Source organism: Tistrella bauzanensis, from assembly GCF_014636235.1.
GTDB classification, from domain to species: Bacteria; Pseudomonadota; Alphaproteobacteria; order Tistrellales; family Tistrellaceae; genus Tistrella; species Tistrella bauzanensis.
Map to the genome: position 1 here is coordinate 13436 of NZ_BMDZ01000022.1, position 25168 is coordinate 38603.

Sequence of the window (25168 nt, forward strand, 5' to 3'; positions counted from 1 at the left end):
CCAGAGGTCTGCCACCGGAGCATACCGGGATAGGCGGCGGCGGGGCCCGCTTCCGCGGCCAGCCTGGCGTTGCGGACCTTATCTGGATGCGGAGACTGCTGGCATGCGACTGATGATCAATGGCGAGCCGCGCGAAATCGACGGTACACCGTCGGTGGCGGAGCTGATCGGGCAGTTGGGGCTCGATGTGCGCAAGATCGCCGTCGAACGCAATCTGGAAATCGTGCGCCGCACCGAATTCGATCAGGTCCGGGTCGCCGATGGCGACCGGCTGGAGATCGTGCATTTCATCGGCGGCGGCAGTGGCGCCGCGGCACCCCAGGCGGCGCCGGCCGATGACGACCCGTTCACGGTCGCAGGCCAGCGCTTCACCTCGCGCCTGCTGGTCGGCACCGGCAAATACAAGGATTTCGAGGAAACCGCCCGCGCGATCGAGGCCTCGGGCGCCGAGATCGTGACCGTGGCGGTGCGCCGGGTGAACGTGACCGATCCCAACGCGCCGATGCTGATGGATTATGTCGACCCCAAGCGATACGTCTATCTGCCCAACACGGCCGGCTGTTTCACCGCCGACGATGCCGTGCGCACGCTGCGGCTTGCGCGTGAGGCCGGTGGCTGGAATCTGGTGAAGCTGGAAGTGCTTGGCGACCAGAAGACCCTGTATCCCGACGTGACCGAAACCCTGAAGGCCGCCGAGGCGCTGATCCGCGACGGGTTCGACGTCATGGTCTATACCAGCGATGACCCGATCGTGGCGAAGCGGCTTGAGGATCTGGGCTGCTGCGCGATCATGCCGCTGGCCGCACCCATCGGCTCGGGTCTCGGCATTCAGAACCCGGTCAACATCCGGATCATCATCGAACAGTCCAGCGTGCCGGTGCTGGTCGACGCCGGCGTCGGCACGCCGTCGGATGCGGCGGTGGCGATGGAACTTGGCTGCGACGGCGTGCTTATGAACACGGCGATCGCCGGTGCCCGCGACCCGATCCTGATGGCGCGGGCGATGAAGGCCGCGATCGAGGCCGGCCGTCTCGGCTATCGGGCCGGGCGGATGCCACGGAAATTCTATGCCGATCCGTCCTCGCCATTGGCCGGCCTGATCTGAATGGACGCCTGATCCGACCGGAGACATGATCCGCGGACGCGACCCCGGCTCACCGCCTATCGAGGACGCCGAGCGCGATGACCATGGAACTGTATTACTGGCCGGGCCTGCCCGGCCGCGGTGAATATGTCCGGCTGGTGCTGGAAGCCGTGGATGCACCCTGGCGCGATATGGCCCGGCTGCCGGAACGCCAGGGCGGCGGGATGGCGGGATTGACCGCCATTCTGGGCGATCCGACCGAGCCGTTCACGCCCTTTGCCTGCCCGGTGTTGAAGGTGGGCGACCTGCTGATCGCCCAGACGCCACTGATCTGCGCCTATCTGGGCGAGACCTTCGATCTGGCGCCGGACGCAGAGCCCGAGCGGCTGTTCGCCCGACAGATTGCGCTGACCACCGCCGATCTGGCGGCCGAGGCGCATGATGTCCACCATCCTCTGGGCGCGTGGGCGTATTACGACGACCAGAAGCCCGAGGCGCAGCGTCGGGCGGCGGGCTTCCGCAGCCAGCGCATTCCGAAGTTTCTCGGCTGGTATGAACGGGTGCTGACCCGCAACCGCCATGGCGCCGACTGGCTGGTGGGCGCGCGGATGAGCTATGCCGATCTGGGCCTGTTCCAGACCGTGGCGGGTCTGCGCTATGCCTTTCCCCGCCGGATGGCGGCATTGGACGGGCAGTTTCCCGCAGTCGCGGCTGTGGTCGGGCGCGTGGCGGCCAGCCCCCGGATCGCCGCCTATCTGGCCAGCGACCGGCGGCTCGCCTTCAATGAGGATGGACTGTTCCGGCACTACCCGGAGCTTGACGACGCGTCCTGATCCATCGCTGCGATCCTGATTGCAGCAGCATGTGCGCAATGATTGTTTATGTGCTGCAGTAGACGCATATTTTCTGTTGGCGGTTGTTCCGGGCCAGAGGGAGTGTGTGCGTCATGGCGTTCAAGATCCTGCCGTCTGATCATGAATTGCTGAGCGGGATGCCGCGGCCTGAGATGATGGCGATCGGCGACTCGATCTATAATGGCACCCAGTCGCTGACCACCAGCGTGCGCCATGCGCAGGGGGCGGTGCCGGCACTGGTGGCGCGGGGGCTGGGACTGAGGTCTTTTCAACTGCCCATCTATCCGCGCGAGGTGCTGTTCGATCTGGAACAGGCGCTGCGCGACGGGGCGGGGCTGGGCGACCTGCATCGCATGGTGCTCGCCAATGTCGATGCCTGGCTTGGCGGGATCGATCGCGGCGGTGTCGACGGTTCGCCGTTCTTCGACAATATCGCGACCGCGTCGGCCTGCTTCGAGAACCTCTATGCCGATACCGCCGCCCACTACACCGCCGAGATGCGACGACTGGTGGCGCGGCTGCGCGATCGCCTGGACCTGAACGCGGTATCGTCGCTGTATTATGCGGTCAACGCCGCCTTTCTGCTCAACCCCACATGCCATCCTGACCTGGCCGACATCACACCGCTCGGTCTGGTGGCATCGCGCCGGCCGCATCGGCTTCTGGTCAATATGGGCGCCAATGAAGGCCTGTTCATGACATGCCTCACCGCCGCATATAACCAGAACCGGATCATCGAGATCGATCTGATCCCCGTCCTGTTGCGCGCGCTGGCCGAGCGGTTGCGTGACCACTGCCCGTCGATCGGGCGGATCTATGTCAATGGCCTGATCCGGCCCCGGGTGGTGGCCAATCTGACGCCGGCTGATGTCAATGATACAGGCGATGGCCTTGGCGATGGCAGCTATCTGACGGATTATTGCGGCCGGCTCGGGCGGCTGGGTCGACTGACACAGGCGGAGATGGTTAGATTCGACAATCACATTCACGCCATCAACGACCGGATGCGCGCCGCTCTGGCGGATGTGCTGGGTAGTCGAGCGGTGTTCATCGACATGTATGCGTTCTCGGACGGGTTCGATGCCAAGCATTGGGGCGACGGTCGCGCCCTGGTGATGCCCGATGGCCCTTACGGCATCCGCCTGAGCAATCTGCCGATGACCGCCTTCGTGGCGCGCGGCGGCCTGTTCAGCATGGACAACCTGCATCCCAGCAGTGTCGGCTATGCCTTGATGGCCAATCATGTCGGCGCCGAGATCGCGGCCACCGAGGGCGTTGCCTTCACCCCGGTCGATCCGGTGGCTGTCTGGCGGTCCGACAGCCTTCTGCGCAACCGGCCCGGCAGTCTCGATCTGCTGAGTCTGATCGGTGCGCTGGTGATGAGCATGGTTGGGCTGGGCCGCCCGCCCGCCCGGGCATAGCATGGCCAGGCCATGGCACCGGCGGTCCAGTATCGTGAAGAGACAATGACCACGAAGATAGACCAACCTTAGATAGAATGATATGGTCCGCGAGAACATGACGATTGACGGATCACGGCGGTGTGCCGCTGGTTCGCCTGCTTTGCCGCCGAGGAACCATGGCCCTGACCGTCGCCTTGCAGATGGACCCGATCGAAAGCATCAATTTCGACGGTGACACCACGCTGATGCTGGGGCTGGAAGCCCTGCGACGCGGGCATGAGCTGTATTACTACCTGCCATCGGGCATGAGCCTGGCGCCGGATGGCGTCGTTGCCGAGGCCTGGCCGCTGGGCCTTCAGCGCGTGAAATCCGATTACTTCCGGCGCGGCCCGCGTGAGCGGGTGCGGCTGTCGGATATCGACGTGGTGCTGTTACGCCAGGATCCGCCCTTCGATCTGGCCTATATCACCAGCACCCATCTGCTGGAGCATGTGCGGCCGCACACGCTGGTGACCAACAATCCGGCCGAGGTGCGCAATGCGCCCGAAAAGCTGTTCATCACCCGTTTCCCCGACCTGATGCCGCCGACCCTGATTTCGTCGTCGAAGGACGAGATCGCGGCGTTCCGCGCCGAACATCGCGACATCATCCTGAAGCCGCTCTATGGCCATGGCGGTCTTGGCGTGTTCCATCTGAAGCCGGATGACGAGAACCTGTCGGCGCTGCTGGAGCTTTATGCCGAACGCGGCCGCGAGCCACTGGTGGTGCAGAAATATCTGCCGGCGGTACGCGATGGCGACAAGCGCATCATCCTGATCGATGGCGAGCCGCGCGGCGCCGTGCTGCGCGTGCCGCAATCGGGCGAGGCCCGCGCCAACATGCATGTCGGCGGCCAGCCGGTGAAGACCAGCCTGACCGCGCGTGATCATCTGGTCTGCGAGGCGATCGGGCCGGAACTGCGCGCGCGTGGCCTGACACTGGTCGGAATCGACATGATCGGCGACCACCTGACCGAGATCAACGTGACCTGTCCAACCGGCATCCAGGAAATCAATCGCCTCGACGATGTCACCCTGGAACGGGATGTCTGGGATGCCATCGAAACGCGGCTTGGGGCCCTGCGCGCCACAGGCTGACGCTGCCGCTGTTACCGACCTTCCACCGACCAGCACGTGCCCGATAAGGGGCGGCCAAGAAGAACAATCAGACAATCCGACATGATCGGGGCGGGCCAGGGCCCGGCCGACGGGGGACGATCGCGTCCGGCCCCCGACGGTCGACCTGTGCCTGAACGCGCCCAGACATGACGATGTGGTGTTGTATCTGGAGCTGTTGACGATGGAGCAACATGCCGCGAAGAGCCGCGTGCCCGCACCCATGTCGGGCCGTGACCGCAGTGTCTGCCACCCCCTGCCGGCGCTGGCGCCGCTGAACCGGCCGCTCGCGGCCATCCTGACCGCCACTCTGGCCGCATTGGTCTTCCGTTGGCGGGGCGGCACGCCGGGGGTCGTGATCGATGTCGCCGAAGCCGGCGCGCCACCGCGACGTGTGACGCTGGATGTGGCACCTGGTCAGACGCTTGTCCGGCTTGCCGATGCGGCGGTGCTGGCGGCAGGCGGGCGGGGCGACGATCACGGGCGTGGCGACGATCACGGGCGTGGCGACGATCACGGGCGGGGCGACGGGCACGGGCGGGGCGACGGGCACGGGCCGGACATGGCCGATGTCATGCTCGATCTGGGCGGCGGCCCTAAGCGCCGGATCGCGGCGCCGATCGCCTGCCGCATCGACCCCCTGTACTGGAATGGCGAAGGGGCGGGATTGTCGATCATGATCGATCGCGGCCGCTGCCGGACGCCGCTCGACGAGGCAGATGTCGAGGACATGGCCGATGCCGCCCTGCGCCTGTTGACGGCGGCGCTCGACGATCCGGACTGTCCGATGGAGCAGGTCGATCTGGTCGGGCCGGCCTTGCGGCATCGCCTGCTGGTCGAGACCAACGGCCCGCGCGTGCCCTATGCCATCGATACCACCGCCCTGCATCTGTTTCAGGATCAGGCCGTCCGGCACCCTAAGCGGCCGGCCCTGACCCATGACGGTGTGACGGTCAGCTATGGCGCGCTGGATGACGCAGCCGATCTGCTGGCCCGGCAGTTGCAGACCGCCGGTGTCGCCAAGGGCGATCTGGTGGCGATGTTGATGCCCAACGGCCTGGACCTGCCCCTGGCGATGATCGCGCTGATGAAGCTTGGCGCCGCCTTCGTGCCGATGGATGACGGCTGGCAGGGCCCACGGGTGCACGACCTGCTGGTGGCGCTGTCGCCGCCGCTGGTGCTGTGCCGCGATCCGGCGCTGGTGCCGGAGGCGTTTCCGGCTGTGCGGGTGGATTTGGCCAGTTTGCTGGCATCGCCCGATCTGCACGCGGCCCGGCTGCCCGATCAGGGGGTGGTGGCCGGCGATCTGATCTATGGTTTCTATACCTCGGGCTCGACCGGCCTGCCGAAATGCGCGCTCAACCTGCATCACGGCCTGCTGAACCGCTTCGGGGTGATGACCCGGCGCTTCGCGGCCAATGGCGCGGCGCCGGTGGTGCTTCAGAACAGCCGCCATGTCTTTGACAGCTCGATCTGGCAGCTGCTGTGGCCGCTGACCATCGGCGGCCATGTGGTGATCCCGAAGACCGGCGGCGTGCTCGATCTGGCATCGACCATCGCCACCATCCACGCCCATCGGATCGAGATGACCGATTTCGTGCCGTCGATCTTCAACGCCATGGTCGATCTGCTGGCCGCCGAGCCCGATCAGGCACCGCGTCTGGCATCGCTGCGCCATCTTCTGATCGGTGGCGAGGAAATCGACCCGCGCGCGGTGCGCCGCTTCCGCCGGATGCTGCCGGGTGTGGGTATCGTCAACACCTATGGCCCGACCGAAGCCTCGATCGGATCGATCTTCCATCATGTCACCGATGAGGATGACCGGGTGATCCCGATCGGCACGCCGATCGACAATACCATCGCGGTGGTCCGCGACGAGCGCGGCCTGCTGGCGCCGCCGGGGGCGATCGGCGAGATACAGATCGGTGGCGATTGTCTGGGTGCCGGCTATCTGGGGGAGCCGGATAAGACCGCCGCGGCATTCATCGACAACCCGTTCGCGGAAATTCCCGGCCACCAGCTCTATCGCACCGGCGATCTGGGCTTCTGGCGCCGCGATGGCCGGCTGGGCTATGTCGGACGCCTGGACAATCAGGTCAAGATCGGCGGCGTGCGCATCGAACTCGCCGAAATCGAGCTGGTTCTGGCCGGGCATCCCGATATCCGCGCCACCCGTGTGGTGGTGTTCGATCAGGGCGCCACCCGGGAACTGGTCGCCTGTGTGGTGCTGCGGGGCGATGCCGCGGGCCGCGACCAGGATGCCATCGCATTGCGCCGCTTCCTGGCCGGCCGGCTGCCGCGTTATTGCGTGCCGCAGCGCATCCTGTTCCTGGACGCGCTGCCGTTGAACCCGAACGGCAAGGTCGATCGCAAAGCTCTGGCGCGGATCGCCGCGGACCGGGTGCAGGATGCGGCCGGTGCGTCGGCGCCGCTTGGCGATGACACGCTAGCCGCCGTGGCGGGGCGCTGGCGGTCGGCGCTGCATCTGGCACCCAAGGCACCGGATGACGGCTTCTTCGACCTGGGTGGCACCAGCCTGACGGCACTGGTTCTGGCCCTGGACCTCAGCCGCCATTTCAGCCTGCGGATCACCGCCGAGGACATCTTCCGGCATCAGACGCTGGGCGCCATGGCGGCGCTGATCGATCACCGCCGCCTGCGGCCGGATGGTGGCTCTGGTCGCGGGGGTGCCACCAAGGCGGCAGACCTCGATCACGTGCCCGAGATCGTCCTGGCGCCGGATATCCGGCCGGCGCGGCCGGGGACACTGCGGACAGACGGGCGGGTGCGCGTGTTGTTGACCGGCGCCACCGGTTTCGTGGGTGTGCATCTTCTACAGGCACTGCTGGCGCGACCGGCGGTGGATGTCGTCTGCCTGATCCGTGCCGGCGATGCGGCTGGGGCGGCGGCGCGGCTGGAGGAGGCCTGCCGTGCCGCCGGTTATGCCCCGCCGCTCGCATCCGGGCGGGCACGGATCCTGGCTGGGGATCTGGCGTCCCCTGGCCTGGGGCTTTCAGCCGCGTCCTATCAGATGTTGGCCGGCGAGATCGACGAGATCGTCCATGCGGGCGCGCTGGTCAACATGCTGCATGACTATGGCGCCCATGCGGCGGCGAATGTGGGCGGGGTCGAAACGCTGCTGCGTCTGGCGGGGCAGGGGGGACCGAAGGTGCTGCATCACCTGTCCACCTTGAGCGTCTTTGCCCGTGAACCCGGCCCCGGACCGGTCACCGAGGCCATGACCGCCGATCGCCGGGTGTTGCCGCGCGACGGCTACAGCCAGTCGAAATGGGCGGCCGAGCACCTGATCGACCAGGCCTGCAGGCGCGGGTTCGCCGTCAACCTCTATCGCCTGGGCGAGATGCTGCCCCATGGCACCAGCGGCCATGGCAATCCGCGCGCGGTGCCCGATCTGCTGATGGCGGCCTGCCTGCGGCTGGGGCTGCGTTTCCCGACCGCGCTGCGCTTCGATTACAGCCCGGTCGATATCGCCTGCCGGTTCATCGCCGGCCGGGTGGGCGGCACAGCCGCCATGGCCGATGACACGGCGCGCTTTCACCTGCACGGCCTGTCGACACCGTTCGCGGCCGTGCTGGACGAGGCCGAGGCCCAGGGCTTCCGCCTGTCGCGGGTGAGCTATCCGGTCTTTCATGCCCGATTGACCGATGCGTTTGAAACCAGACGCGACACGGTGTTGGGGGCGGCGCTGGCGGTGCTGCCGCAGCCGGCGCCGGGTGGCGGTGCGATCGATGACGACGCGGTGGCCGGGCTGATCGTCGACAAGGATCTGATGTTCGGCTGCACGGCGACCCGCGCCGCCATGGCCGATGCCGGTCTGGTCTGGCCGCCGGTGGATCGGGCGCTGCTGGCACCCTGGCTCGACCGGCAGCGCGACCGGGTGGCGGCGGCAGATGCGGCGTCGGTGGGCGTGCCCTGACAACCGCCACCCGTTGGCCCATCGATCTTGCAAGGGGAGCGACATGGAGTATCGGAAACTGGGCCGGCTGGGCTGGATGGTCGGCGAGATCGGCTATGGCACCTGGGGGATCGGCGGCGGCGAGGGCGGCTGGACCGGCAATGACGACGACGCCAGTCTGGCGGCACTGCACGAAGCGGTGGAGCGGGGGGCGAATTTTTTCGACACCGCCTGGATCTATGGCCGTGGCCATAGCGAGGTGCTGCTGGGCCGGCTGCTGCGCGAACTGGGCGGGCAGCGCGTTTATGTGGCGACCAAGATCCCGCCCAAGGACCGCAACTGGCCGTCGACCCGCCAGTCGCGGCTGGCGGATGTCTATCCGCCCGATCACATCCGTGACTATACCGAGCGCAGCCGCCGCAATCTGGGCGTCGACTGCATCGATCTGATGCAGTTCCACGTCTGGGAGGACAGTTGGACCGACGATCCATCATGGCAGGACACCATGGCCGATCTGAAGGCGCTCGGGCATATCCACGGGCTTGGCATCAGCATCAACCGCTGGGAGCCGTGGAACGCCCTGAAGGTGCTGCCGACCGGGCTGATCGATGCGGTGCAGGTGATCTACAACATCTTCGATCAGGCGCCGGAGGATGCGTTGCTGCCGCTGTGCCGGTCGCTGGATCTGGGCGTGATCGCGCGGGTGCCGTTCGACGAGGGCACGCTGACCGGCACGCTCTCGCGCGACACCACCTGGCCCGAGGGCGATTGGCGCAATTCCTATTTCGTGCCCGAAAACCTTGAGGCGAGCGTCGCGCATGCCGAACGCCTGCGGCCGCTGGTGCCCGAGGGCATGACCATGGCCGAACTGGCCTTGCGCTTCATTCTGGCCAACCCGGATGTGCACACGATCATTCCGGGCATGCGGTCCAGCCATCATGTCCGCAGCAACACCGCCACCAGTGACGGCCGGGCGCTGCCGCCCGATCTTGTGGCCGCCCTGCGCGACCATCGCTGGGACCGGGAACCGACGGCGTGGTCGCAGTGACGACGATGTCGTTCAAGAGCGTGTCGCAGAAAGGAGGGAGCGCATGAGCAGTGCCGCAGCCGATTATCCGACCGAAGGGCATCCGACCGACCGGATGATGATCGATCCGGCCGATATCGACCGGCTGATCGCCGATCGCATCGCCAAGGTGGTGACCGACGAGGTTCTGGCCGGGTGGCGGCGACGCTTCCTGGCGGAAGGGCTGGTGGTGGTGTCCGAGATCTGCCCCCCTGAGGTGATGGCCGCCTTGCGCGCCGATGTCGAGGCGCTGATCGACGGCTATGCGGTGCGCCGGCACATCCGGCTGCCGACGACGTCCAACACGCCGCGACGGCTGAGGTCGGTGAAGCGCGGCTATATCGCTGAGCACAGCCTGTTGATCCCGACCCTGTACCGTGCGGCCCCCCTGCTGGCACTGGCCAGCCGGATCGCCGGCGAAGAGGTGGTGCTGTGCCCCTATGATGAGGAACAGTTCGTCATCTCGCGGATGAACCAGCCGGGCGACACCCATGGCTGGCATTGGGACGATTATGCCTATGGCATGGTCTGGGTGCTGGAGGCTCCAGCGGTTCAGGATGGCGGCTTCATCCAGTGCGTGCCGGGAACCAACTGGGACAAGAACGACCCGCGGCTGTTCGAAACCCTGTGCCGGCACCCGATCCGGTCCTATGGCCTGACATCGGGTGACATCTATTTCCTGCGCTCCGACACCACCCTGCACAGCGTCTATCCGCTGCAGAACCCGACCCAGCGGACCATCGTCAACCTGGCCTGGGCAAGCGTCGCCGACTGGAGCCGCGAGATCGACCACGAGACCACCGAGATGGTCTATACCGATCTGGATGCGCCCACCCATGATGGCCCGGCCAATGACCTGACATCCGATGAGGCGGCCGGACCGGAGAGGCAGCCATGACCGATGCGGCGATACCATCTGGCGGCATGGCGGCGCCTCATGGCCGCGCCGTCGGGGAACCGGCCGGGGCCGAGGCCGGAATCGAGACCGGGGCCGCGCTGGCGGAACGGCGGCTGGCGCCCGAGCGGCTGCGGATTGCGGCCGATGCCGGTTTCATGCATATCGACAGCGGACGATTCGTCCTGCGCATGCTGGAACAGGGGCTGATCTGGGGGATCGGCGCCTGGGCGGTTCTGGGCAGTGGCCATCTGGCGGTACAGGTTCTGGGCGCCGTCCTGATCGGCATCGTCTATGCCCGCAATCTGGAATTCGCCCATGAATGCATGCATTTCATCGCCTTCCGCAGCCGGGTGCTGAACCGGTTGGTCGGCACCGCGCTGGCGATCCCGATGCTGACCAGCTTCGAGGAATGGCGGGTCAGCCATGCCCGCCACCATGTCGATGTCCGCGACGAGGCTTTCGCCTATAAGCCCGAGGCGATCCACAGCTGGCTGATCCTGTGGCGCAACCTGCTGTCGATCGACCATTTCCGTGCGGCGCTGGGCAAATGCTGGCGGGCGGTGCGTGGCGGCATGCCCGCGCGCAGCCGGTCGGAACGCCGCATCCGCGACAGCTTCCGGATCATGAGCGGCTGCCTGGTGGCGGCGATCGTGGTCGATATGGCGATCGGCCGGCCGTTCTTCCTGTGGCTGTGGTTCATTCCGCTGATCCCGGCGGCGATTTTGAACTTTCATATTCAACTGCCGGAGCATTTCGGCTGTATCATGGACAACGGCAGCGCGCTTCTGAACAGCCGCCGCATCGTCACCCACCCGGTGGTCAGCTGGTTCGTCAATGGCAACAACTTCCACAGTTCGCATCACTGGCTGGCCAATGCCCCGATCGCGCGGCTGGCGGCGATCGACCGGATCATCCAGGCCGATGTGATCTATAGCGAGCCATCCTATCGCGCCTTCTTCGGCCGGTATTATCGCGACGTGCTGCGCAACATCAGACAGAAATGATGCGTCCATGAGCCAAGATCGTGCCGCCGCCGACGGCTCGCCCTCCGATATCGCAATGACGCCTGATGCCGACAGCTACCGGCATGCGCGGCCGCTGGTGATGCTGGGGATCGGCGCGATCCTGGCCTATAACGTCACCAGCGCCGCCAAGGAGGTATATGCCGGCCATGTGCTACAGACCGCCGACCCTTTCGTGTTGATCACGCTGTGTTTCGGGCTGGTGGTGGTGGTGTTCCAGATCCTGCACCGTCTGGAGCGGGGCGGCAGCCGGGCACGGACCGGCAGGGTGCCGGCCGCATCCGTGCTGCGGCTGTTCATCGTGATGAACCTGACCACGACCGGCGCCTGGCTGGGGCTGTATTTCGCCCTGCGCTATCTGGAACCGGCGGTGGCGGGAGGGTTGAGCGGCGGCGTCGGGCCGCTGGCAGTGCTGTTGTGGCGCCGCTGGACTGGCCGCCCGATCGGTGGGGACGAGTTGTTGAGCGGGCTTGGCATCCTGGCCGCCTGCCTGCTGCTGGCCTGGAGCGCCACGGCCGGACAGGGGCTGGTGATCGATGCCACACCCGCCCAGACCCTTGCCGGCCTCGCCTCGGCAACCGCGGGCGGCATTTCCGCCACGCTGGCCAGCGTCTGGGCCAAGAAGCTGTCGGGGGCCGGCATGTCGCCGGTCGGCATCATGGCGCATCGCTTCTATGTGCTGGTCGCCCTGGCGGCGGTGCTGGCCCTGGTGCTGGGCCGCTTCGCCCTGCCGCTGCCCGATTTGGGCGGGGTGGTGATCATCGGCCTGTTCGGCGTTGCGGCACCACTTTATGCCTTGCAGGTGGGGATCAAATACTGCCGGATCTTCCATGTGAACATCATCATCGGCCTGTGCCCGCTGTTCACACTGGGCTTTCAGGCGTTCAGCGCCTGGGTGCACTGGTCGGGGCTGACAGTGCTGGGAGTGGTGATGCTGGTGGTGTCCGGCTATGTGGGCCTGTTCCGGATCAGGCGCCCGTCGCGCGTGGCGGCGGCGGGGGTGGAGCCATGACAGATGGCGGCGTGATCGGTGACGACAGACCGGTGGCGGTGATCGTGGATGGCTATTCCACCGGTGCTGCACTGGCGCCGGAATTCGCCCGCCGGGGCTGGGCCTGCATCCATGTGTCGAGCCGGCCCGATATCGATCCGGTCTATCAGGCGGTGCATCGACCGGAGACCTATCGCGCCGGCATCACCCATCGCGGCGATCTGGCCGAGACGCTGACGGTGCTGGCGTCGTTCCATCCGCGCGCGGTGCTGCCGGGGGCGGAAATCGGGGTGGAACTGGCCGACGCGCTGGCGGAAGGCCTGGGGTTTGCCGGCAATGGTACGGCACTCAGCGCCGCGCGCCGTGACAAGTTCCTGATGGCGCGGGCGGTGGCGCGGGCGGGGCTTGCCACCGCGCCGCAGTTTCGGGCCGGCGATGCCGTGGCCGCGCGCGACTGGGCACGCGATCAGGGCCGGTGGCCGGTGGTGGTGAAACCGCTGAACAGCGCCGGCACCGATGGCGTCACCATCTGCCAGACCCTGGACCAGTTGGATCAGGCCTTCGCCCGCATCCATGGCAAGCGCAACCGGCTGGGGCTGATCAATGACGACGTGCTGATCCAGGGGTTTCTGCAGGGCCGCCAGTATTTCATCAACACCATCAGCCTGGCCGGCCGCCATCTGGTCGCCGAGATCTGGGTTGAGAGCAAGCGTCAGGTCGCCGAGGCCGCCTTCATCAACGATCTGGAAATGCTGCTGCCGGCCGATGGGCCGGTACAGGCGCTGCTGGCCGATTACACCATGGCGGTCCTCGATGCCCTGGGCATCAGCCACGGGCCGGCGCATACCGAGGTGATGCTGACCGATGCGGGGCCGGTGCTGATCGAGACCGCCGCCCGGCTGATGGGCACGGTTGAACAGCGCGCGGTGATGGCGGCACTGGGCGAGACCCAGGTGACGCTGACCGTCGATGCCTGCGCCGATCCCGACGGCTTCATGGCCCGGCTGGACCGGGCGGCGGCGGATCTGCCCTATCGCATGCAGGGCCATCTGTGGTGCGTGGCGCTGATATCCGGGCAAGCCGGCCGGATCACCAGCCATCAGGGCCTGTCGCGGCTGGAGCGGCTTGCATCCTATGTCTCGCGGATCAACATCGCCCCGATCGGCAGCATGCTTGCGCCGACGGTGGATTTCTTCAGCAGCCCCGGCGTGGTCTATCTGCTGCACGAGGATCAGGCGGTTCTGGCGGCGGACTATGCCTGCATCCGCGCCTGGGAGCGTGACGGTCTGTTGTTCGACGTGGTGCCGGTGCCGGCTGGATGACCGGATCGGGCCGGATGACCGGATCAGTCGTTCAGCCGGCGCACCGCATCGGCCGGTACGGCATGCACCGACAAGGGCTCGGTCCGGCCGCGCACAGTGATTTCATGGCGGGTGGCGTTCAGTGCCTGGGGTGATTTTCCGGCCGCGGTCAGCACGTCATCCGACACCACCAGCAGACAGGCATGGGCCTTGGTCAGCTCTTCCAGCCGCCGGGCGACATGGACAGTGTCGCCAACCGCCGTCAGCATCCGGGTTTCGCCATAGCCAAGCCGCCCCACGACCGCGGCGCCGCCATGGATGCCGATGCCGATCCGCAGCGGCTGGCCCAGATCGCGGGTCAGGCTCTGGTTCAGCACGTCCAGCCGGTGGGCGATTTCGCCGGCGGCCCGAAGCGCATGGGCTGCTGCCTCTTCGAAGCTCTCATCGGCGCCGAAGATCGCCATCACCTCGTCGCCGACAAAGGCGTTGGGCGTGCCCCCCGCGGCTTCCACCGCGCCGCCGATGGTTTCGAAATAGCGTTCCAGCAGGAACATGATGTCATAAGGGGGCCGCTGTTCGGCGATCGCCGTCGATCCGCGGATGTCGGTGAACAGGATCACCACCTTCTGCTCCCGCCCGCCATGGACCATCGGATCGGTGGTCAGGCGGTGGCTGGGGGTATGGGCGCGCAGCAGCGGCTGCACCGTCAGGGCATGATCGGGTCGCAGCCGGCAGGCCAGGCGCACGCCGTCGGGGGCCCGGATCTTCTTCAGCAGGGCGGCTTCATCGGCATCGGCCGGCTTCAGATACTCGCCGCCGCGGGTGACCTCGACCCGGCAGGTGGAACAACGCCCGCGGCCGCCACAGACCGCGGCATGCGAGATCCCGCCGAGGCGGCTGGCTTCCAGAACCGACGTGCCGGGCCGCACCCGCACGCTACGCCCGCCCGGATACGAGACCGTCACCCGGTCATGGCGCAGGGATGCCAGATAAACGGCACCCCGCAGGGCGAAGGTCAGCGCCACCAGGGCCACCCAGCCATTGACCATCCAGGCCTCGGTTTCGTGAGCGCGGGCAAATGCGTCGGGGCTGAGGCCGGTCAGGCTGGCCGGCAGCACGCCGACCTGGATCAGCGATGCGACGCTGCGGCCAGTATCGATGAAGCCCAGAAGCGCGGTCAGCGGCAACAGCCATGACAGCAACCGCCAGGCATTGATCCACAGCGGCCCCGCGCTGCGCGCCTTCATCCAGAATCCCAGCCCGATCATGCCATGGGCCCAGACGATGCCCATCAGGATGATCTGGCGCAAGGCGCCGGTCGGCGTCCACAGGATCGCCATGATCCGGGTATAGCTGTCGATGCCGGTCTGTTCATCCAGCGCCGCCTCCACCCCCACCACATGGGCCGCTAGCAGCAGTGGCATGGCCAGACCCAGCACCAGTTGCAGCATCTCGGTCCACGGCATCCGCAGGCTGCGGCGGCTGTAGAGCGCGTAAAGCCCCAACGCCGCATGGACCAGAAAGGCGGTGGTGAGCAGCTGCGCGCCGGGCGCGCGTATCCACGGCGCCATGGTGATATCGAGCATCATCTGAGCGGCACCGATGCCGAACAACCCGCTGGCATGGGCGATCAGATGGCCGGTCACGAAGACCAGCAATACCGCGCCGCTGAGACCGCGCAGCCGCCGCAGCAGCCGGCTGTGTCGCAGCCGCGCTGCCGGGATGGTCGGGTGTCCGTGGAGTGTGGTCATCAGGCGCGCGCGATCATCAGGGTGCCAGGCTTCCGGATCGGCCATCACGGCCGTGCCGGCACCGAGGATCGGTTGGGCCGGCCACCCATCTTACGGGAGTGGCCGGCCAAACGGGAGACCGGACGTGTCAAATCCGGGCGATGCGCGACCTGTGTCGGCAGATCCGTCGCCTGATGTCGCCGGATCAGCGCATGCGCTGAACCACGACGCCCATCCAGCCCAGGCCGTCATATTCCTGATAGCCGATGGTTTCCGAGAATCCGACGATCGTGTCGCCGGTCATGTATGTGCCCTGTTTGGCGCCGTCGGTCGACAGATGGAAGGTCTGGTAGAGGCCCTGACCGTCGGAGGCGGCGATCACCCGCCGGGCGCGGTCGAGCAGCAGCACCCGCGAATGGGTCCATTCATCCGCCGACAGCGACGGCTCGTCGACCACGATCGACCGGCCCTGGCGTTCCCAGTCGAAATAGATGCCGAGCGTGCCGATCACCCGGCCGTCGGTGCGGCCGCCCTCGCGTACCGCGGTCGCATAGACCAGAACCGAGCTGTTGTCGTGCAGCGTGTCGGTGCGGACGTCGTCGACGATGTAATCGTCGCCGCTGCGCGTGGCCAGGGCGTCACGCACCCAGGCTTCCCGCGACAGATCGGCGCCGCGCAGCCGCTGGAACCGCTCATCGGCCATGGCCACCACCCGGCCATTGGCGTCGGTGAGGACCAGATTGGTATAGACCGTGTAATAGCGATGGATGACCGAGAGCCGGCGGGCCGCGTGGTCGAGCGCCTCTTTCGACGGCTGCTCCAAGGTCTGCCAGAAGGCACTGTCGGTGGCCCACCAGCGCACGTCGCAGGTGCGTTCATACAGGTTGCGCACGATCAGCTGCACCAGGGCCTTGGCCAGTTCCTGGCCGCGCTGGGCCACCAGACGCTGGGTTACCGCCTCGCAATCGGCGATCCGGCCGATGATTTCCTGCTGAAACCGCTTGGCGGCGCCATCGGCCTGTTCGGCCAGGCTTTTAACCTCGCCCGCGACCACCGAAAAGCCGCGGCCGGCGGTTCCGGCGCGCGCGGCCTCGATGGCGGCGTTCAGGGCCAGCAGTCGTGTGCGGGCGGCGATTTCCTGATTGCCGGTGGAAAAGCGGCGCACGTCGTCGCTCAACCCCTGCATCAGTCCGCGGACTTTCTGGGCAGAAACGGTACCCGTGCCGACGCCATTGGTGGCGCGCTGGACGGCGATGGGCATCTGGTTGGTCATGGTAAAACCCCCTGTCGTTCCTGGTCGCGGTAAAGCCGCGTATTGCTTGCATCAGACCATCGGTTCCGGCGAGGGATGCGGGGGCTGCATACCATCCTGCCGTGTGCCGGTTCGACGTCCGTATGTTCACCTTTGTTTAACTGTAGGCGAAAATGTGGCGCTGCAACAAGAGCGGATATGCACTGCGGCAGCGAATAAACGCCAGGGTTCGCGAACCGCCCGGGTGCGAAGTGCCTTTACGCGCATGGCTTGTGTGGAACGGTCGTATACTTCGCTCTTGATGGATATTCACCATGAATGCCCAGGATTGTGCGGCGCATTATCGTGCCGGATCATCTTTCGTGCCCGCGACGGTGCGGGATGCCATATCGGTCAGCCGGTCGATCAGCAGCACCAGCGCCTCGCGCTCGGCGGGGGTCAGCTCCGCGATCAGCCGGTCTTCATAATCCAGCGCCAAGGGCGCGATCCGGGCCAGGATGTCGAGCCCGGCCGGCGACAGCCGCAGCAGCACCCGCCGGCGGTCTGCGTCGTCGACCGTCCGTTCGATACGTCCCGCGCGCTCCAGCCGCTGCACGGCGCGACTGACCGTCACCTTGTCCATCTCGGTCGCATCGCAGATCGCGTTGGCGGTGAGCGGTGCGAACCGGCCCAGCACGGCCACCACCCGCCATTCGGGAATGGTCAGGTCGAACCTGTCGGCATAGGCGCGTGCCAGGGTGGAGGAAATCCGGTTGGCCAGCACCGACAGCCGATAGGGCAGAAACCGTTCCAGCCGCAGACTGCGGCCATCCTCAGCCCTGGCCGGGTTGGGCAGACGGGGGGCGGCGGGCACTGATGGCGAGGCGTCGGCCGCCGCGGAACGATCCGGGATCGCTGCGGGTTCCGATGATGCGCGGGCGGTGTCGTCGGGTGTCACGAGGACAGCGTGCTCCACTTGACAAGCCGTGGGTGTGACGGCAACTTAGTTACAAATGAAACTATCAGAAGCCGGCGGCAGCGTCGAGCCTCTGGAACGGTCCGGTCCGCTTGCCCGCCGCCGCCTTGTGCCGGCGTGGCCGCCATGTCCCGTCCAGGGTGCTCTTGGCCGATCCTAGCCGCGGCGTGTCGAGGGGGAAAGCGATGAGCACCGAAACCACGATGAGTGTCGACAGCAAGACCGGTGGCGATACGCCGCTCGGGTTCGAGAACCCGATGGGGACCGATGGCTTCGAATTCGTCGAATTCGCCAGCACCGACCCGGCCGGGATGGGCGCGCTGTTCGAACGGATGGGCTTTGCCGCCGTCGCCCGCCACCGCAGCAAGAACGTCACCCTCTATCGCCAGGGCGATATCAACTTCATCGTCAATGCCGAGCCCGAGAGCTTCGCGCAGTCATTCGCCCGCGTGCATGGGTCGGGGGCTTGCGCGATGGCGTTCCGGGTGAAGGATGCGCGTTTCGCCTATAAGCGCGCGATCGAACTGGGTGCCAAGCCCCATCAGGGCCAGGTCGGGCCGATGGAGCTGAACATTCCGGCGATCCAGGGCATCGGCGGCAGTGTGATCTATCTGGTCGACCGCTATGGTCCGAAGGGCACGATCTACGATATCGATTTCGAGCCGATCGCCGGCGCCGACCCGAAGGCGGCCGATCAGGGCCTGTCCTATATCGACCACCTGACCCATAACGTCCATCGCGGCCGGATGGATCATTGGGCGGAATTCTATACCAAGCTGTTCAATTTCCGCGAGATCCGCTATTTCGACATCGAAGGCAAGCTGACCGGGCTGCATTCGCGCGCCATGACCAGCCCCTGCGGCCAGATCCGGATTCCGATCAACGAGTCGGCCGATGACAAGTCGCAGATCGAGGAATATCTGAAGGCCTATAACGGCGAGGGCATCCAGCACATCGCGCTGGGCTCGACCGAGATCTTCGCCTCGGTCGAGGGTATGCGCGGCCGTGGTGTCGCCTTCCTGGAAACCCCCGACAGCTATTACGATATGGTCGATACGCGCGTGCCCGGCCATGGTGAAGACCTGGACCGGATGCGCCGCGAGCATATCCTGATCGACGGCCTGCCCGACAATCATGTCGGCATGCTGTTGCAGATCTTCACTGAAAACGTCATCGGCCCGATCTTCTTCGAGATCATCCAGCGCAAGGGCAATGACGGCTTCGGCGAGGGCAATTTCAAGGCACTGTTCGAGGCCATGGAACTGGACCAGATCAAGCGTGGGGTTCTGACCGCCGATGCGTAACTGGATCAACATTCCGCGCGTCGAAGGCCGCGCCTCGCGTCAGGCCCATGCGGACCTGCCGGACGGCACCTTCGAGCACGAGATCGGTCGCGAGGGCTTCTTCGGTCCCGCGGCCCATATCCACCATGCCCATGCCCCCACCGGCTGGGTGCGGTTCGAGGGGCCGATCCGGCCCCGTGCCTTCGACACCACGAAGTTCGACGCCGTGCCCGACAGCGCCTGGGCCGCCGAGCCGCTGGCCGGAAACCGCCGCTGCGCGGTCCGCTTCTGGCGGATCGAGGCGCCGATGGACCATCTGGCGCGCAATGCCGATGGCGACGAGTTGCTGTTCGTCCATGACGGCGCCGGCGACCTGTTCTGCGACTTCGGTCATATGAGCTATACCGAGGGCGATTATCTGCTGCTGCCACGCGGCACCATGTGGCGGCTGGTACCCTCGGCGCCGACCCGCATCCTGATGATCGAGGCCACCGACAGCACCTATAAGCTGCCGGACAAGGGCATCGTCGGGCCGCATGCGATCTTCGATCCGGCGATCCTGGCGGTGCCTGAGATCGATGCGGCCTTCGACGATCAGCGGTCCGAGACGGAAACCCGGGTGGCGGTGAAGCGCGTCGGTCAGGTTTCGACCATGGTGTTCCCGTACAACCCGCTGGACGCGGTGGGCTGGCATGGCGATCTGGCACCCGTGAAGGTGAACTGGCGCGATATCCGGCCGCTGATGAGCCATCGCTATCATCTGCCGCCATCGGCGCACACCACCTTCGTCGGTGAGCGCTTCGTGGTCTGCACCTTCGTGCCCCGGCCGATCGAGACCGATCCGGGCGCGCTGAAGGTGCCGTTCTTCCATTCGAATGTCGATTATGACGAGTTCATCTTCTATCACCGGGGCTCGTTCTTCAGCCGGGACAACATCCATCCCGGCATGATCAGCCTGCACCCGGCCGGTTTCGCTCATGGCCCGCATCCCAAGGCCTTTGCCACGGGGCAGAAGGCGGCCCGCAAGGAGACCGACGAGGTGGCGGTGATGATCGACACCCGCGATCCGCTGGAGGTTCAGGCCGGGGCGGCGTCGGTGGAATGGACAGGCTATGTCGATAGCTGGCGGACCGCGCCTGCTGCAACCAACGAGGCGGCCGAATAATGAAGCTGGCGACGCTGAAGGACGGCAGCCGCGACGGACGGCTGGTGGTGGTGTCTCGTGACCTGACGCAGTGCGTGCCCGCCGATGGCATTGCCGCGACGCTGCAGGCAGCACTCGACCGCTGGGCCGAAACCGCGCCGAAGCTTCAGGCCCTGTCCGAGCGGCTGAATGCGGGCGAGGTCGAGGGCGCGCTCGGCTTCGACCCGGTGGCCGCCATGGCGCCGTTGCCGCGCGCCTATCAATGGGCCGATGGCTCGGCCTATGTGAACCATGTCGAGCTGGTCCGCAAGGCGCGCGGCGCTGAGATGCCGGAGAATATCTGGCACGACCCGCTGATGTATCAGGGCGTGTCCGACCGGTTCATCGGCCCGATGGACGATGTGGAATGCCCCGACGAGGCGTTCGGCATCGATTTCGAGGCCGAGGTGGCGGTGGTCACCGACGATGTCGCGATGAGCACCGCCCCCGATCAGGCCGGCGGTCATATCGTGCTGGTGATGCTGGTCAACGATGTCAGTCTGCGCAACCTGATCCCGGGTGAACTCGGCAAGGGGTTCGGTTTCTTCCAGGCCAAGCCGGCATCGAGCTTCTCGCCCGTCGCGGTCACCCCCGACGAACTTGGCGACGCCTGGGATGGGGCCAAGGTCAATCTGCCGCTTCGGGTCTGGCTGAACGACACGGTGTTCGGCGCGCCGGAAGCCGGCGAGGACATGACCTTCGATTTCCCGCGCCTGATTGCCCATGCCGCCCGCACCCGGCATCTGGGCGCCGGCACCATCATCGGCTCGGGCACGGTCTCGAATCTCGACCGCAGCCGTGGTTCCTGCTGCATCGCCGAGCGGCGCATGCTCGAGTCCATCGATGCCGGCCGACCCGAAACCCCGTTCATGTCGTTCGGCGACCGGGTGCGCATCGAGATGACCGACCGCGCGGGCCATTCGATCTTCGGCGCGATCGACCAGACGATCGGGAAATGGGGCTGATGCCCCCGGCGGATTGAGCGACCGGCGGATTGAGCGTCGGCAAGGCGTCCGGTCCCGTCATTCCACCAACGGCGCCCCAGTCGAACTGGGGCGCCGTTGGTGTGCCGTCGGTCAGAACGTATAGGTCAGGCCCACCAGTGCGATTGGCTGGGTCTTCTGTTCCACGAACGGGCTGTCGGCGGCGTCGCCCAGAAGCTGCGTGGCACCGACCGACCCGACCGCGCGGATACTGTCGGTTATGCGATAGCTGGCACTGACGCGCAGCGAGATGTCCTTGAAGCCGCCTGTGGGCGTATAGCGGTCGAAACCCGAGGCTGCGGCCTCTGACGCATCCACCCCGAAATAGCTGGTCATGTAGCGGGCATTTGCCCAGGTGACGCCAAGACTGGGCGTGATCGTCAACCGGTCGGTCGCCTGGACCGGATAGCCCAGGCCGACGCTGGCCAGCATGCCCCGGTCGGTATCGGTGACCGCCTGTGTCACCGCAAGCGTCGCAACCGCGCCCCGATATCGCCCCGACACGAACAGCCGTGCCCCCAGGGCATCATCCACGCCGTTCAGCCCGGCTGGAACGTCATCCTGGTCGTAGCCCTGCATCCAGTTGACAGCAATTCCGGCCGTGAAGCGGGGCGTCCTGATGACATGGACGCCGATTCCGTCGTCGACCTTCGCAAAGAACCGCCCGTACTGGACGTCAACCAGCGGCAGGGGCTGGGCCTTGTATTCTTCAGATCCCTGAAACACCGGAACGGCGGCGACGCCGGCGCCCAATGTCCAGTGATTCTCCGCGGGCTTTGCCGGAGTCGGGGCCGACGCCGCCTGTGCAGGCGTTGACGCGGCCATGGCCAGTCCGCCAAGCGTCAGCCACAGGCCGGCGGCGACCGGCCGCATCAGCGCAAAAGCTCTTGTCACGTCATCACCCCGTTAATAAGATGCGGTAATGCATCTATAAAATCCGCGACGCGTGATCGTCAAGATGCAAACGTGTATCTTAATGGGACGGTCATCACATGAAGGGACGTCGGCGCGGCGCAGATCTCGATGAGGCGCTTCTGGATGCTGCCTGGAGCGAGCTGACCGAGCGTGGCTATGCCGGGATGACCATGGAAGCGGTTGCGGCACGTGCGGGAACCAGCCGCCCGGTGCTTGCCCGCCGCTGGGATGGCAAGGCGCCGCTGGCGATCGCCGCGATCCGGCAGCAGATGGCGAAGGCGCCTCTGCATGTGGAGGATCGCGGCGAGGTGCGCGCCGAACTGCTCGACTATCTGGAGCATGCCTCGCGTCGCGCCCTGGCCATCGCCGCGGCCTTCAGCCTGTTTACGAGCGAATATTTCCACGACACGTCATCGACACCGACGGATCTGCGGGCGGCCCTGACATCCGGCGGCCCCGACACGCTGGGGGGCATCCTGGACCGGGCGGTGTCGCGCGGCGATATCGACGCCGAAAAGCTCACGCCACCGGTCAGGACGCTGTTGACCGATCTGTTCCGTTATCATGCCATCATGACGTTTTCGCCGCCGCCACCGGATCTGCGCATGGCCTGGGTCGACCGCATCTTTCTGCCGCTGGTCAGGGCGCGACCAACGCCGTGACCGCGGGCGTCGCGTCCATGCGGCTGCCGCGCGCAGCTCCGGGCGTGGCGGCGTCAGGCCGGGCTGTGCCATCCGGCGCGTGCCGCCCGGGCAAGCGACGAGCGCACCACCGCCCGGTGCAACGGGGCGATGATGGTGATGTCGCTGCGGCCCAGCAGGTTGTGGCAATGGACCAGGGCGGTCAGTGTCACCATTTGCGCCCCGGGCTGCGCGTCGGTGATGCGGACCGACAGGCGGAAATCGAGATGGCGATCATCCTCGCCCATCAGGATCTCGTCGGCATGGATTTCATAGATCTTGAAGATGCCGATCCGCCGGTCGTCGGGGCCGTCGGGTGTCGCGAGCATCGGGGCGGTCTTGAGGCCGAAGGGCGAGACCAGCAGATCGCGCAGCCTCAACAGCCAGGCGACCCAGGCAGCCTGATGGCTGAACAGGGCGCGGGCGATGGCCTCCGGATCACCGCCCAGCCCGCCGGGCAGGGCGATGGCATAACTGTCCGCCAGATCCGCGCCGGCGAAGAGCGGGCGGAGACGCGAGGCGTGCGGCCGCGGCACGGCGGATGGCTGGTCGATGGCCATGTCGCTCAGTATGCGCGCGTCGGGCTGATGCCGACAGAGGGAAGGGGGCGCTGCGTCAGCCGGCCGCAGAGCTTTTGCGGGCCGGGTCGGTTTCCTTCAGCACGTCGATGAAGGCTCTGAGGCCGGCGGGAACATGGCGGTGGCCGGGATAATAGAGCACCGCGCCGTCAAATGGCGGACACCAGTCGCCAAGCACGATGTCGAGCCGGCCGGCGCCCAGATGCGGCTGGGCGACGCTGTCGGAGACGAAGGCGATGCCCAGACCGGCACAGGCGGCCTCGATCATCGCGGCCGGCGTGTTCAGGGCCAGCCGCCCGGGCACATCGACCGCCATCTCCTGACCATGGCGCTCGAACTCCCACCGATACAGCCGGCCGCCGGGCAGGCGGAAGCGGATGCAGTCGTGGCGGGCCAGATCGTCCGGTGTCCGCGGGCGGCCATGGCGGGCGAGATAGGCGGGCGAGGCCGCGGCCAGGAACCGGGCCGGGCCGCCGAACGGCACTGCGATCGCATCCTGCGGCACTGCCTCGCCCAGCCGGACCCCGGCATCGAACCCCTCGGCCACGATGTCGATCAGCCGGCCCTCGACCACCAGATCGAGATGCATGTCAGGGTGGCGGTCCAGGACGATCGGCACGGTATGTTCCAGAAGCAGTCGGGCGGCGGCTTCATTGGCGTTGATCCGCAGCAGCCCGCCGGGCGAGGCGCGATACGCGTTGACCGTGTCGAGCGCGCGATCGAGGTCGCCCAGCAGCGGCTCAAGACGGTTCAGCAGCCGTTCGCCCGCCTCGGTGGTGGGTGGTGCGGTTGAACAGCCGCACGCCCATGCGGTCTTCCAGAGCCCGGATGATATGGCTGAGCGTCGATGGTGGCAGGCCCAGATCGTCCGCCGCCTGCCGGAAGCTCCGCCGCTGCGCCACAGTGACGAAGGCGGTGAGGTCGTCGAGGCGCGGTCGCTCATTGCTGCGGAAACTCCATCACGGCATGCCGGATTGACCGGATTAATCAATCAATGGTCACGCCCCATTCTCTCGTCAACGGCCGGCGTCGCCTTGTCCCGCCGCCGGCCGGTCACGACGAAGGATATCTCTCATGACCAAGACCTGGTTCATCACCGGTACATCCTCGGGCTTCGGCCGGATCATGACCGAAACCCTGCTGGCGCGCGGTGACCGCGTCGCCGCGACCCTCCGTCGCCCCGAGCGGCTTGCCGGTCTGGCGGATGCCTATGGCGACCGGTTGTGGCTGGCCGACCTCGACGTCACCGACACGGCCCGGCTGCGCGCGGTGACCGACGCGGCCTTTGCGCATTTCGGGCGGATCGAGGTGGTGGTCTCGAATGCCGGCTATGGCCTGCTGGGCGCGGCTGAGGAACTCGACGATGCGGCGATCCGCCGTCAGATCGAGACCAATGTCCTGGGCTCGATGCAATTGTTCCGGGCTGTGGTGCCGCATCTGCGCCGACAGGGCGGCGGCCGCTTCCTGCAGCTTTCGTCCATGGGCGGACAGATGGCGTTTCCCGGCCTCAGCCTCTATCACGCCAGCAAATGGGCGATGGAGGGCTTCTTCGAGGCGGCGGCACCGGAAGTGGCGCCCTTCGGCATCGGCGTGACCCTGATCGAGCCGGGGGCCGCATCGACCGGCTTCGGCAGCACCGGTGCCGACCTTGCAGCGCCGTCGGCGGTCTATGCCGATACGCCCGCCGGCGCCATCCGTCGCGCCTTTACCGAGGGCGCGTTCCCGGTGCCGGGCGATTCGGGCCGGATGGTCGCGCGGATGGTCGAGGTGGCCGAGACGGTTGAGGCGCCACGGCGTCTTACCCTTGGCAGCGATGCTTATGAGCAGATCCGGGCGGCGCTTCTGGGGCGGCTGGCGGCGCTGGATGCCCAGGAAGCGGTGGCGCGGTCGACCGATCTTGGCGCCGGCTGACGGCGGCGG

The 25168-nt window shown here is 66.7% G+C and carries 20 protein-coding genes and 1 pseudogene; 15 read left to right on the forward strand and 6 right to left on the reverse strand.

Annotated elements, in window-relative coordinates:
- Window positions 1-103 precede the first annotated feature (103 nt).
- The 10 genes from thiS to IEW15_RS10895 all read left to right on the forward strand — a co-directional run bounded on the left by thiS (window position 104) and on the right by IEW15_RS10895 (window position 13710).
- The gene (thiS, locus tag IEW15_RS10850; protein ID WP_188577714.1) at window positions 104-1105 is read left to right on the forward strand and encodes a sulfur carrier protein ThiS; all 1002 of its coding nucleotides are present in this window, start codon (window positions 104-106) and stop codon (window positions 1103-1105) included.
- Window positions 1106-1182: 77 nt separating this feature from the next.
- Complete coding sequence (locus tag IEW15_RS10855) at window positions 1183-1917, forward strand: glutathione S-transferase (RefSeq protein WP_188577716.1); 735 nt, start codon at window positions 1183-1185, stop codon at window positions 1915-1917.
- Between the two features lie 113 nt (window positions 1918-2030).
- Entirely contained in the window at window positions 2031-3359 is a 1329-nt protein-coding gene (locus IEW15_RS10860) for an SGNH/GDSL hydrolase family protein (RefSeq protein WP_188577718.1), read from the forward strand.
- 158 nt (window positions 3360-3517) lie between these two features.
- Window positions 3518-4477, forward strand: coding sequence for a glutathione synthase (gshB, locus tag IEW15_RS10865; protein ID WP_188577720.1), 960 nt, complete (start codon window positions 3518-3520; stop codon window positions 4475-4477).
- Window positions 4478-4679: 202 nt separating this feature from the next.
- Complete coding sequence (locus IEW15_RS10870; RefSeq protein WP_229708005.1) at window positions 4680-8432, forward strand: amino acid adenylation domain-containing protein; 3753 nt, start codon at window positions 4680-4682, stop codon at window positions 8430-8432.
- A 43-nt stretch (window positions 8433-8475) separates the two neighbouring features.
- On the forward strand, window positions 8476-9459 hold the full coding sequence (locus IEW15_RS10875) for an aldo/keto reductase (RefSeq protein WP_188577722.1): 984 nt from the start codon (window positions 8476-8478) through the stop codon (window positions 9457-9459).
- Between the two features lie 43 nt (window positions 9460-9502).
- Window positions 9503-10375: a HalD/BesD family halogenase gene (locus tag IEW15_RS10880; protein WP_188577724.1), complete on the forward strand. Its 873-nt coding sequence runs from the start codon at window positions 9503-9505 to the stop codon at window positions 10373-10375.
- Entirely contained in the window at window positions 10372-11379 is a 1008-nt protein-coding gene (locus IEW15_RS10885; protein ID WP_229708006.1) for a fatty acid desaturase family protein, read from the forward strand. Before IEW15_RS10880 ends, IEW15_RS10885 begins: the two co-directional genes overlap by 4 nt.
- Window positions 11380-11386: 7 nt before the next feature.
- On the forward strand, window positions 11387-12409 hold the full coding sequence (locus IEW15_RS10890; RefSeq protein WP_188577726.1) for a hypothetical protein: 1023 nt from the start codon (window positions 11387-11389) through the stop codon (window positions 12407-12409).
- Window positions 12406-13710, forward strand: a complete 1305-nt coding sequence (locus IEW15_RS10895; RefSeq protein ID WP_188577728.1) for an ATP-grasp domain-containing protein — start codon at window positions 12406-12408, stop codon at window positions 13708-13710. Before IEW15_RS10890 ends, IEW15_RS10895 begins: the two co-directional genes overlap by 4 nt.
- Before the next feature lie 23 nt (window positions 13711-13733).
- Here IEW15_RS10895 and IEW15_RS10900 read toward each other — a convergent pair whose 3' ends face one another.
- The 3 genes from IEW15_RS10900 to IEW15_RS10910 all read right to left on the reverse strand — a co-directional run bounded on the left by IEW15_RS10900 (window position 13734) and on the right by IEW15_RS10910 (window position 17608).
- Entirely contained in the window at window positions 13734-15440 is a 1707-nt protein-coding gene (locus IEW15_RS10900; protein WP_188577730.1) for an adenylate/guanylate cyclase domain-containing protein, read from the reverse strand.
- A 184-nt stretch (window positions 15441-15624) separates the two neighbouring features.
- Complete coding sequence (locus IEW15_RS26340) at window positions 15625-16692, reverse strand: methyl-accepting chemotaxis protein (RefSeq protein ID WP_306432607.1); 1068 nt, start codon at window positions 16690-16692, stop codon at window positions 15625-15627.
- 319 nt (window positions 16693-17011) lie between these two features.
- Window positions 17012-17608, reverse strand: coding sequence for a MarR family winged helix-turn-helix transcriptional regulator (locus IEW15_RS10910; protein ID WP_229708007.1), 597 nt, complete (start codon window positions 17606-17608; stop codon window positions 17012-17014).
- 203 nt (window positions 17609-17811) lie between these two features.
- Here IEW15_RS10910 and hppD point away from each other — a divergent pair, with 203 nt between their 5' ends.
- Genes hppD through IEW15_RS10925 form a run of 3 tightly spaced genes read left to right on the forward strand, consistent with a single transcriptional unit; the run spans window position 17812 to window position 21057 of the window.
- The gene (gene hppD, locus IEW15_RS10915) at window positions 17812-18930 is read left to right on the forward strand and encodes a 4-hydroxyphenylpyruvate dioxygenase (protein ID WP_229708008.1); all 1119 of its coding nucleotides are present in this window, start codon (window positions 17812-17814) and stop codon (window positions 18928-18930) included.
- Entirely contained in the window at window positions 18923-20074 is a 1152-nt protein-coding gene (locus IEW15_RS10920; RefSeq protein ID WP_188577731.1) for a homogentisate 1,2-dioxygenase, read from the forward strand. The genes hppD and IEW15_RS10920 overlap by 8 nt, the downstream gene beginning before the upstream one ends.
- The gene (locus IEW15_RS10925) at window positions 20074-21057 is read left to right on the forward strand and encodes a fumarylacetoacetate hydrolase family protein (protein WP_188577734.1); all 984 of its coding nucleotides are present in this window, start codon (window positions 20074-20076) and stop codon (window positions 21055-21057) included. Before IEW15_RS10920 ends, IEW15_RS10925 begins: the two co-directional genes overlap by 1 nt.
- A gap of 111 nt (window positions 21058-21168) precedes the next feature.
- Here IEW15_RS10925 and IEW15_RS10930 read toward each other — a convergent pair whose 3' ends face one another.
- A complete protein-coding gene (locus IEW15_RS10930; protein ID WP_229708009.1) occupies window positions 21169-21969 on the reverse strand; it encodes a MipA/OmpV family protein in 801 nt (266 codons plus the stop codon).
- Between the two features lie 98 nt (window positions 21970-22067).
- Here IEW15_RS10930 and IEW15_RS10935 point away from each other — a divergent pair, with 98 nt between their 5' ends.
- Window positions 22068-22652, forward strand: coding sequence for a TetR/AcrR family transcriptional regulator (locus tag IEW15_RS10935; protein ID WP_188577736.1), 585 nt, complete (start codon window positions 22068-22070; stop codon window positions 22650-22652).
- 53 nt (window positions 22653-22705) lie between these two features.
- Here the strand turns inward: IEW15_RS10935 and IEW15_RS10940 are convergent, their stop codons facing one another.
- Both IEW15_RS10940 and IEW15_RS10945 read right to left on the reverse strand, forming a co-directional pair.
- Complete coding sequence (locus IEW15_RS10940; RefSeq protein ID WP_188577738.1) at window positions 22706-23230, reverse strand: DUF2867 domain-containing protein; 525 nt, start codon at window positions 23228-23230, stop codon at window positions 22706-22708.
- 55 nt (window positions 23231-23285) lie between these two features.
- Window positions 23286-24150, reverse strand: a pseudogene (locus IEW15_RS10945) (LysR family transcriptional regulator).
- Between the two features lie 172 nt (window positions 24151-24322).
- Between IEW15_RS10945 and IEW15_RS10950 the strand changes: the two are divergent.
- Window positions 24323-25159 carry an SDR family oxidoreductase gene (locus IEW15_RS10950; RefSeq protein WP_188577740.1) on the forward strand — a complete coding sequence of 279 codons (837 nt, stop codon included), beginning with the start codon at window positions 24323-24325 and terminating at the stop codon, window positions 25157-25159.
- The last annotated feature ends 9 nt before the right edge of the window (window positions 25160-25168 follow it).

Coding starts and splice junctions, on each gene's coding strand:
- thiS (WP_188577714.1), top strand. CDS start 104: ATGCGACTGATGATCAATGGCGAGCCGCGCGAAATCGACGGTACACCG.
- IEW15_RS10855 (WP_188577716.1), top strand. CDS start 1,183: ATGACCATGGAACTGTATTACTGGCCGGGCCTGCCCGGCCGCGGTGAA.
- IEW15_RS10860 (WP_188577718.1), top strand. CDS start 2,031: ATGGCGTTCAAGATCCTGCCGTCTGATCATGAATTGCTGAGCGGGATG.
- gshB (WP_188577720.1), top strand. CDS start 3,518: ATGGCCCTGACCGTCGCCTTGCAGATGGACCCGATCGAAAGCATCAAT.
- IEW15_RS10870 (WP_229708005.1), top strand. CDS start 4,680: ATGGAGCAACATGCCGCGAAGAGCCGCGTGCCCGCACCCATGTCGGGC.
- IEW15_RS10875 (WP_188577722.1), top strand. CDS start 8,476: ATGGAGTATCGGAAACTGGGCCGGCTGGGCTGGATGGTCGGCGAGATC.
- IEW15_RS10880 (WP_188577724.1), top strand. CDS start 9,503: ATGAGCAGTGCCGCAGCCGATTATCCGACCGAAGGGCATCCGACCGAC.
- IEW15_RS10885 (WP_229708006.1), top strand. CDS start 10,372: ATGACCGATGCGGCGATACCATCTGGCGGCATGGCGGCGCCTCATGGC.
- IEW15_RS10890 (WP_188577726.1), top strand. CDS start 11,387: ATGAGCCAAGATCGTGCCGCCGCCGACGGCTCGCCCTCCGATATCGCA.
- IEW15_RS10895 (WP_188577728.1), top strand. CDS start 12,406: ATGACAGATGGCGGCGTGATCGGTGACGACAGACCGGTGGCGGTGATC.
- IEW15_RS10900 (WP_188577730.1), bottom strand. CDS start 15,440: ATGACCACACTCCACGGACACCCGACCATCCCGGCAGCGCGGCTGCGA.
- IEW15_RS26340 (WP_306432607.1), bottom strand. CDS start 16,692: ATGACCAACCAGATGCCCATCGCCGTCCAGCGCGCCACCAATGGCGTC.
- hppD (WP_229708008.1), top strand. CDS start 17,812: ATGAGCACCGAAACCACGATGAGTGTCGACAGCAAGACCGGTGGCGAT.
- IEW15_RS10920 (WP_188577731.1), top strand. CDS start 18,923: ATGCGTAACTGGATCAACATTCCGCGCGTCGAAGGCCGCGCCTCGCGT.
- IEW15_RS10925 (WP_188577734.1), top strand. CDS start 20,074: ATGAAGCTGGCGACGCTGAAGGACGGCAGCCGCGACGGACGGCTGGTG.
- IEW15_RS10935 (WP_188577736.1), top strand. CDS start 22,068: ATGAAGGGACGTCGGCGCGGCGCAGATCTCGATGAGGCGCTTCTGGAT.
- IEW15_RS10940 (WP_188577738.1), bottom strand. CDS start 23,230: ATGGCCATCGACCAGCCATCCGCCGTGCCGCGGCCGCACGCCTCGCGT.
- IEW15_RS10950 (WP_188577740.1), top strand. CDS start 24,323: ATGACCAAGACCTGGTTCATCACCGGTACATCCTCGGGCTTCGGCCGG.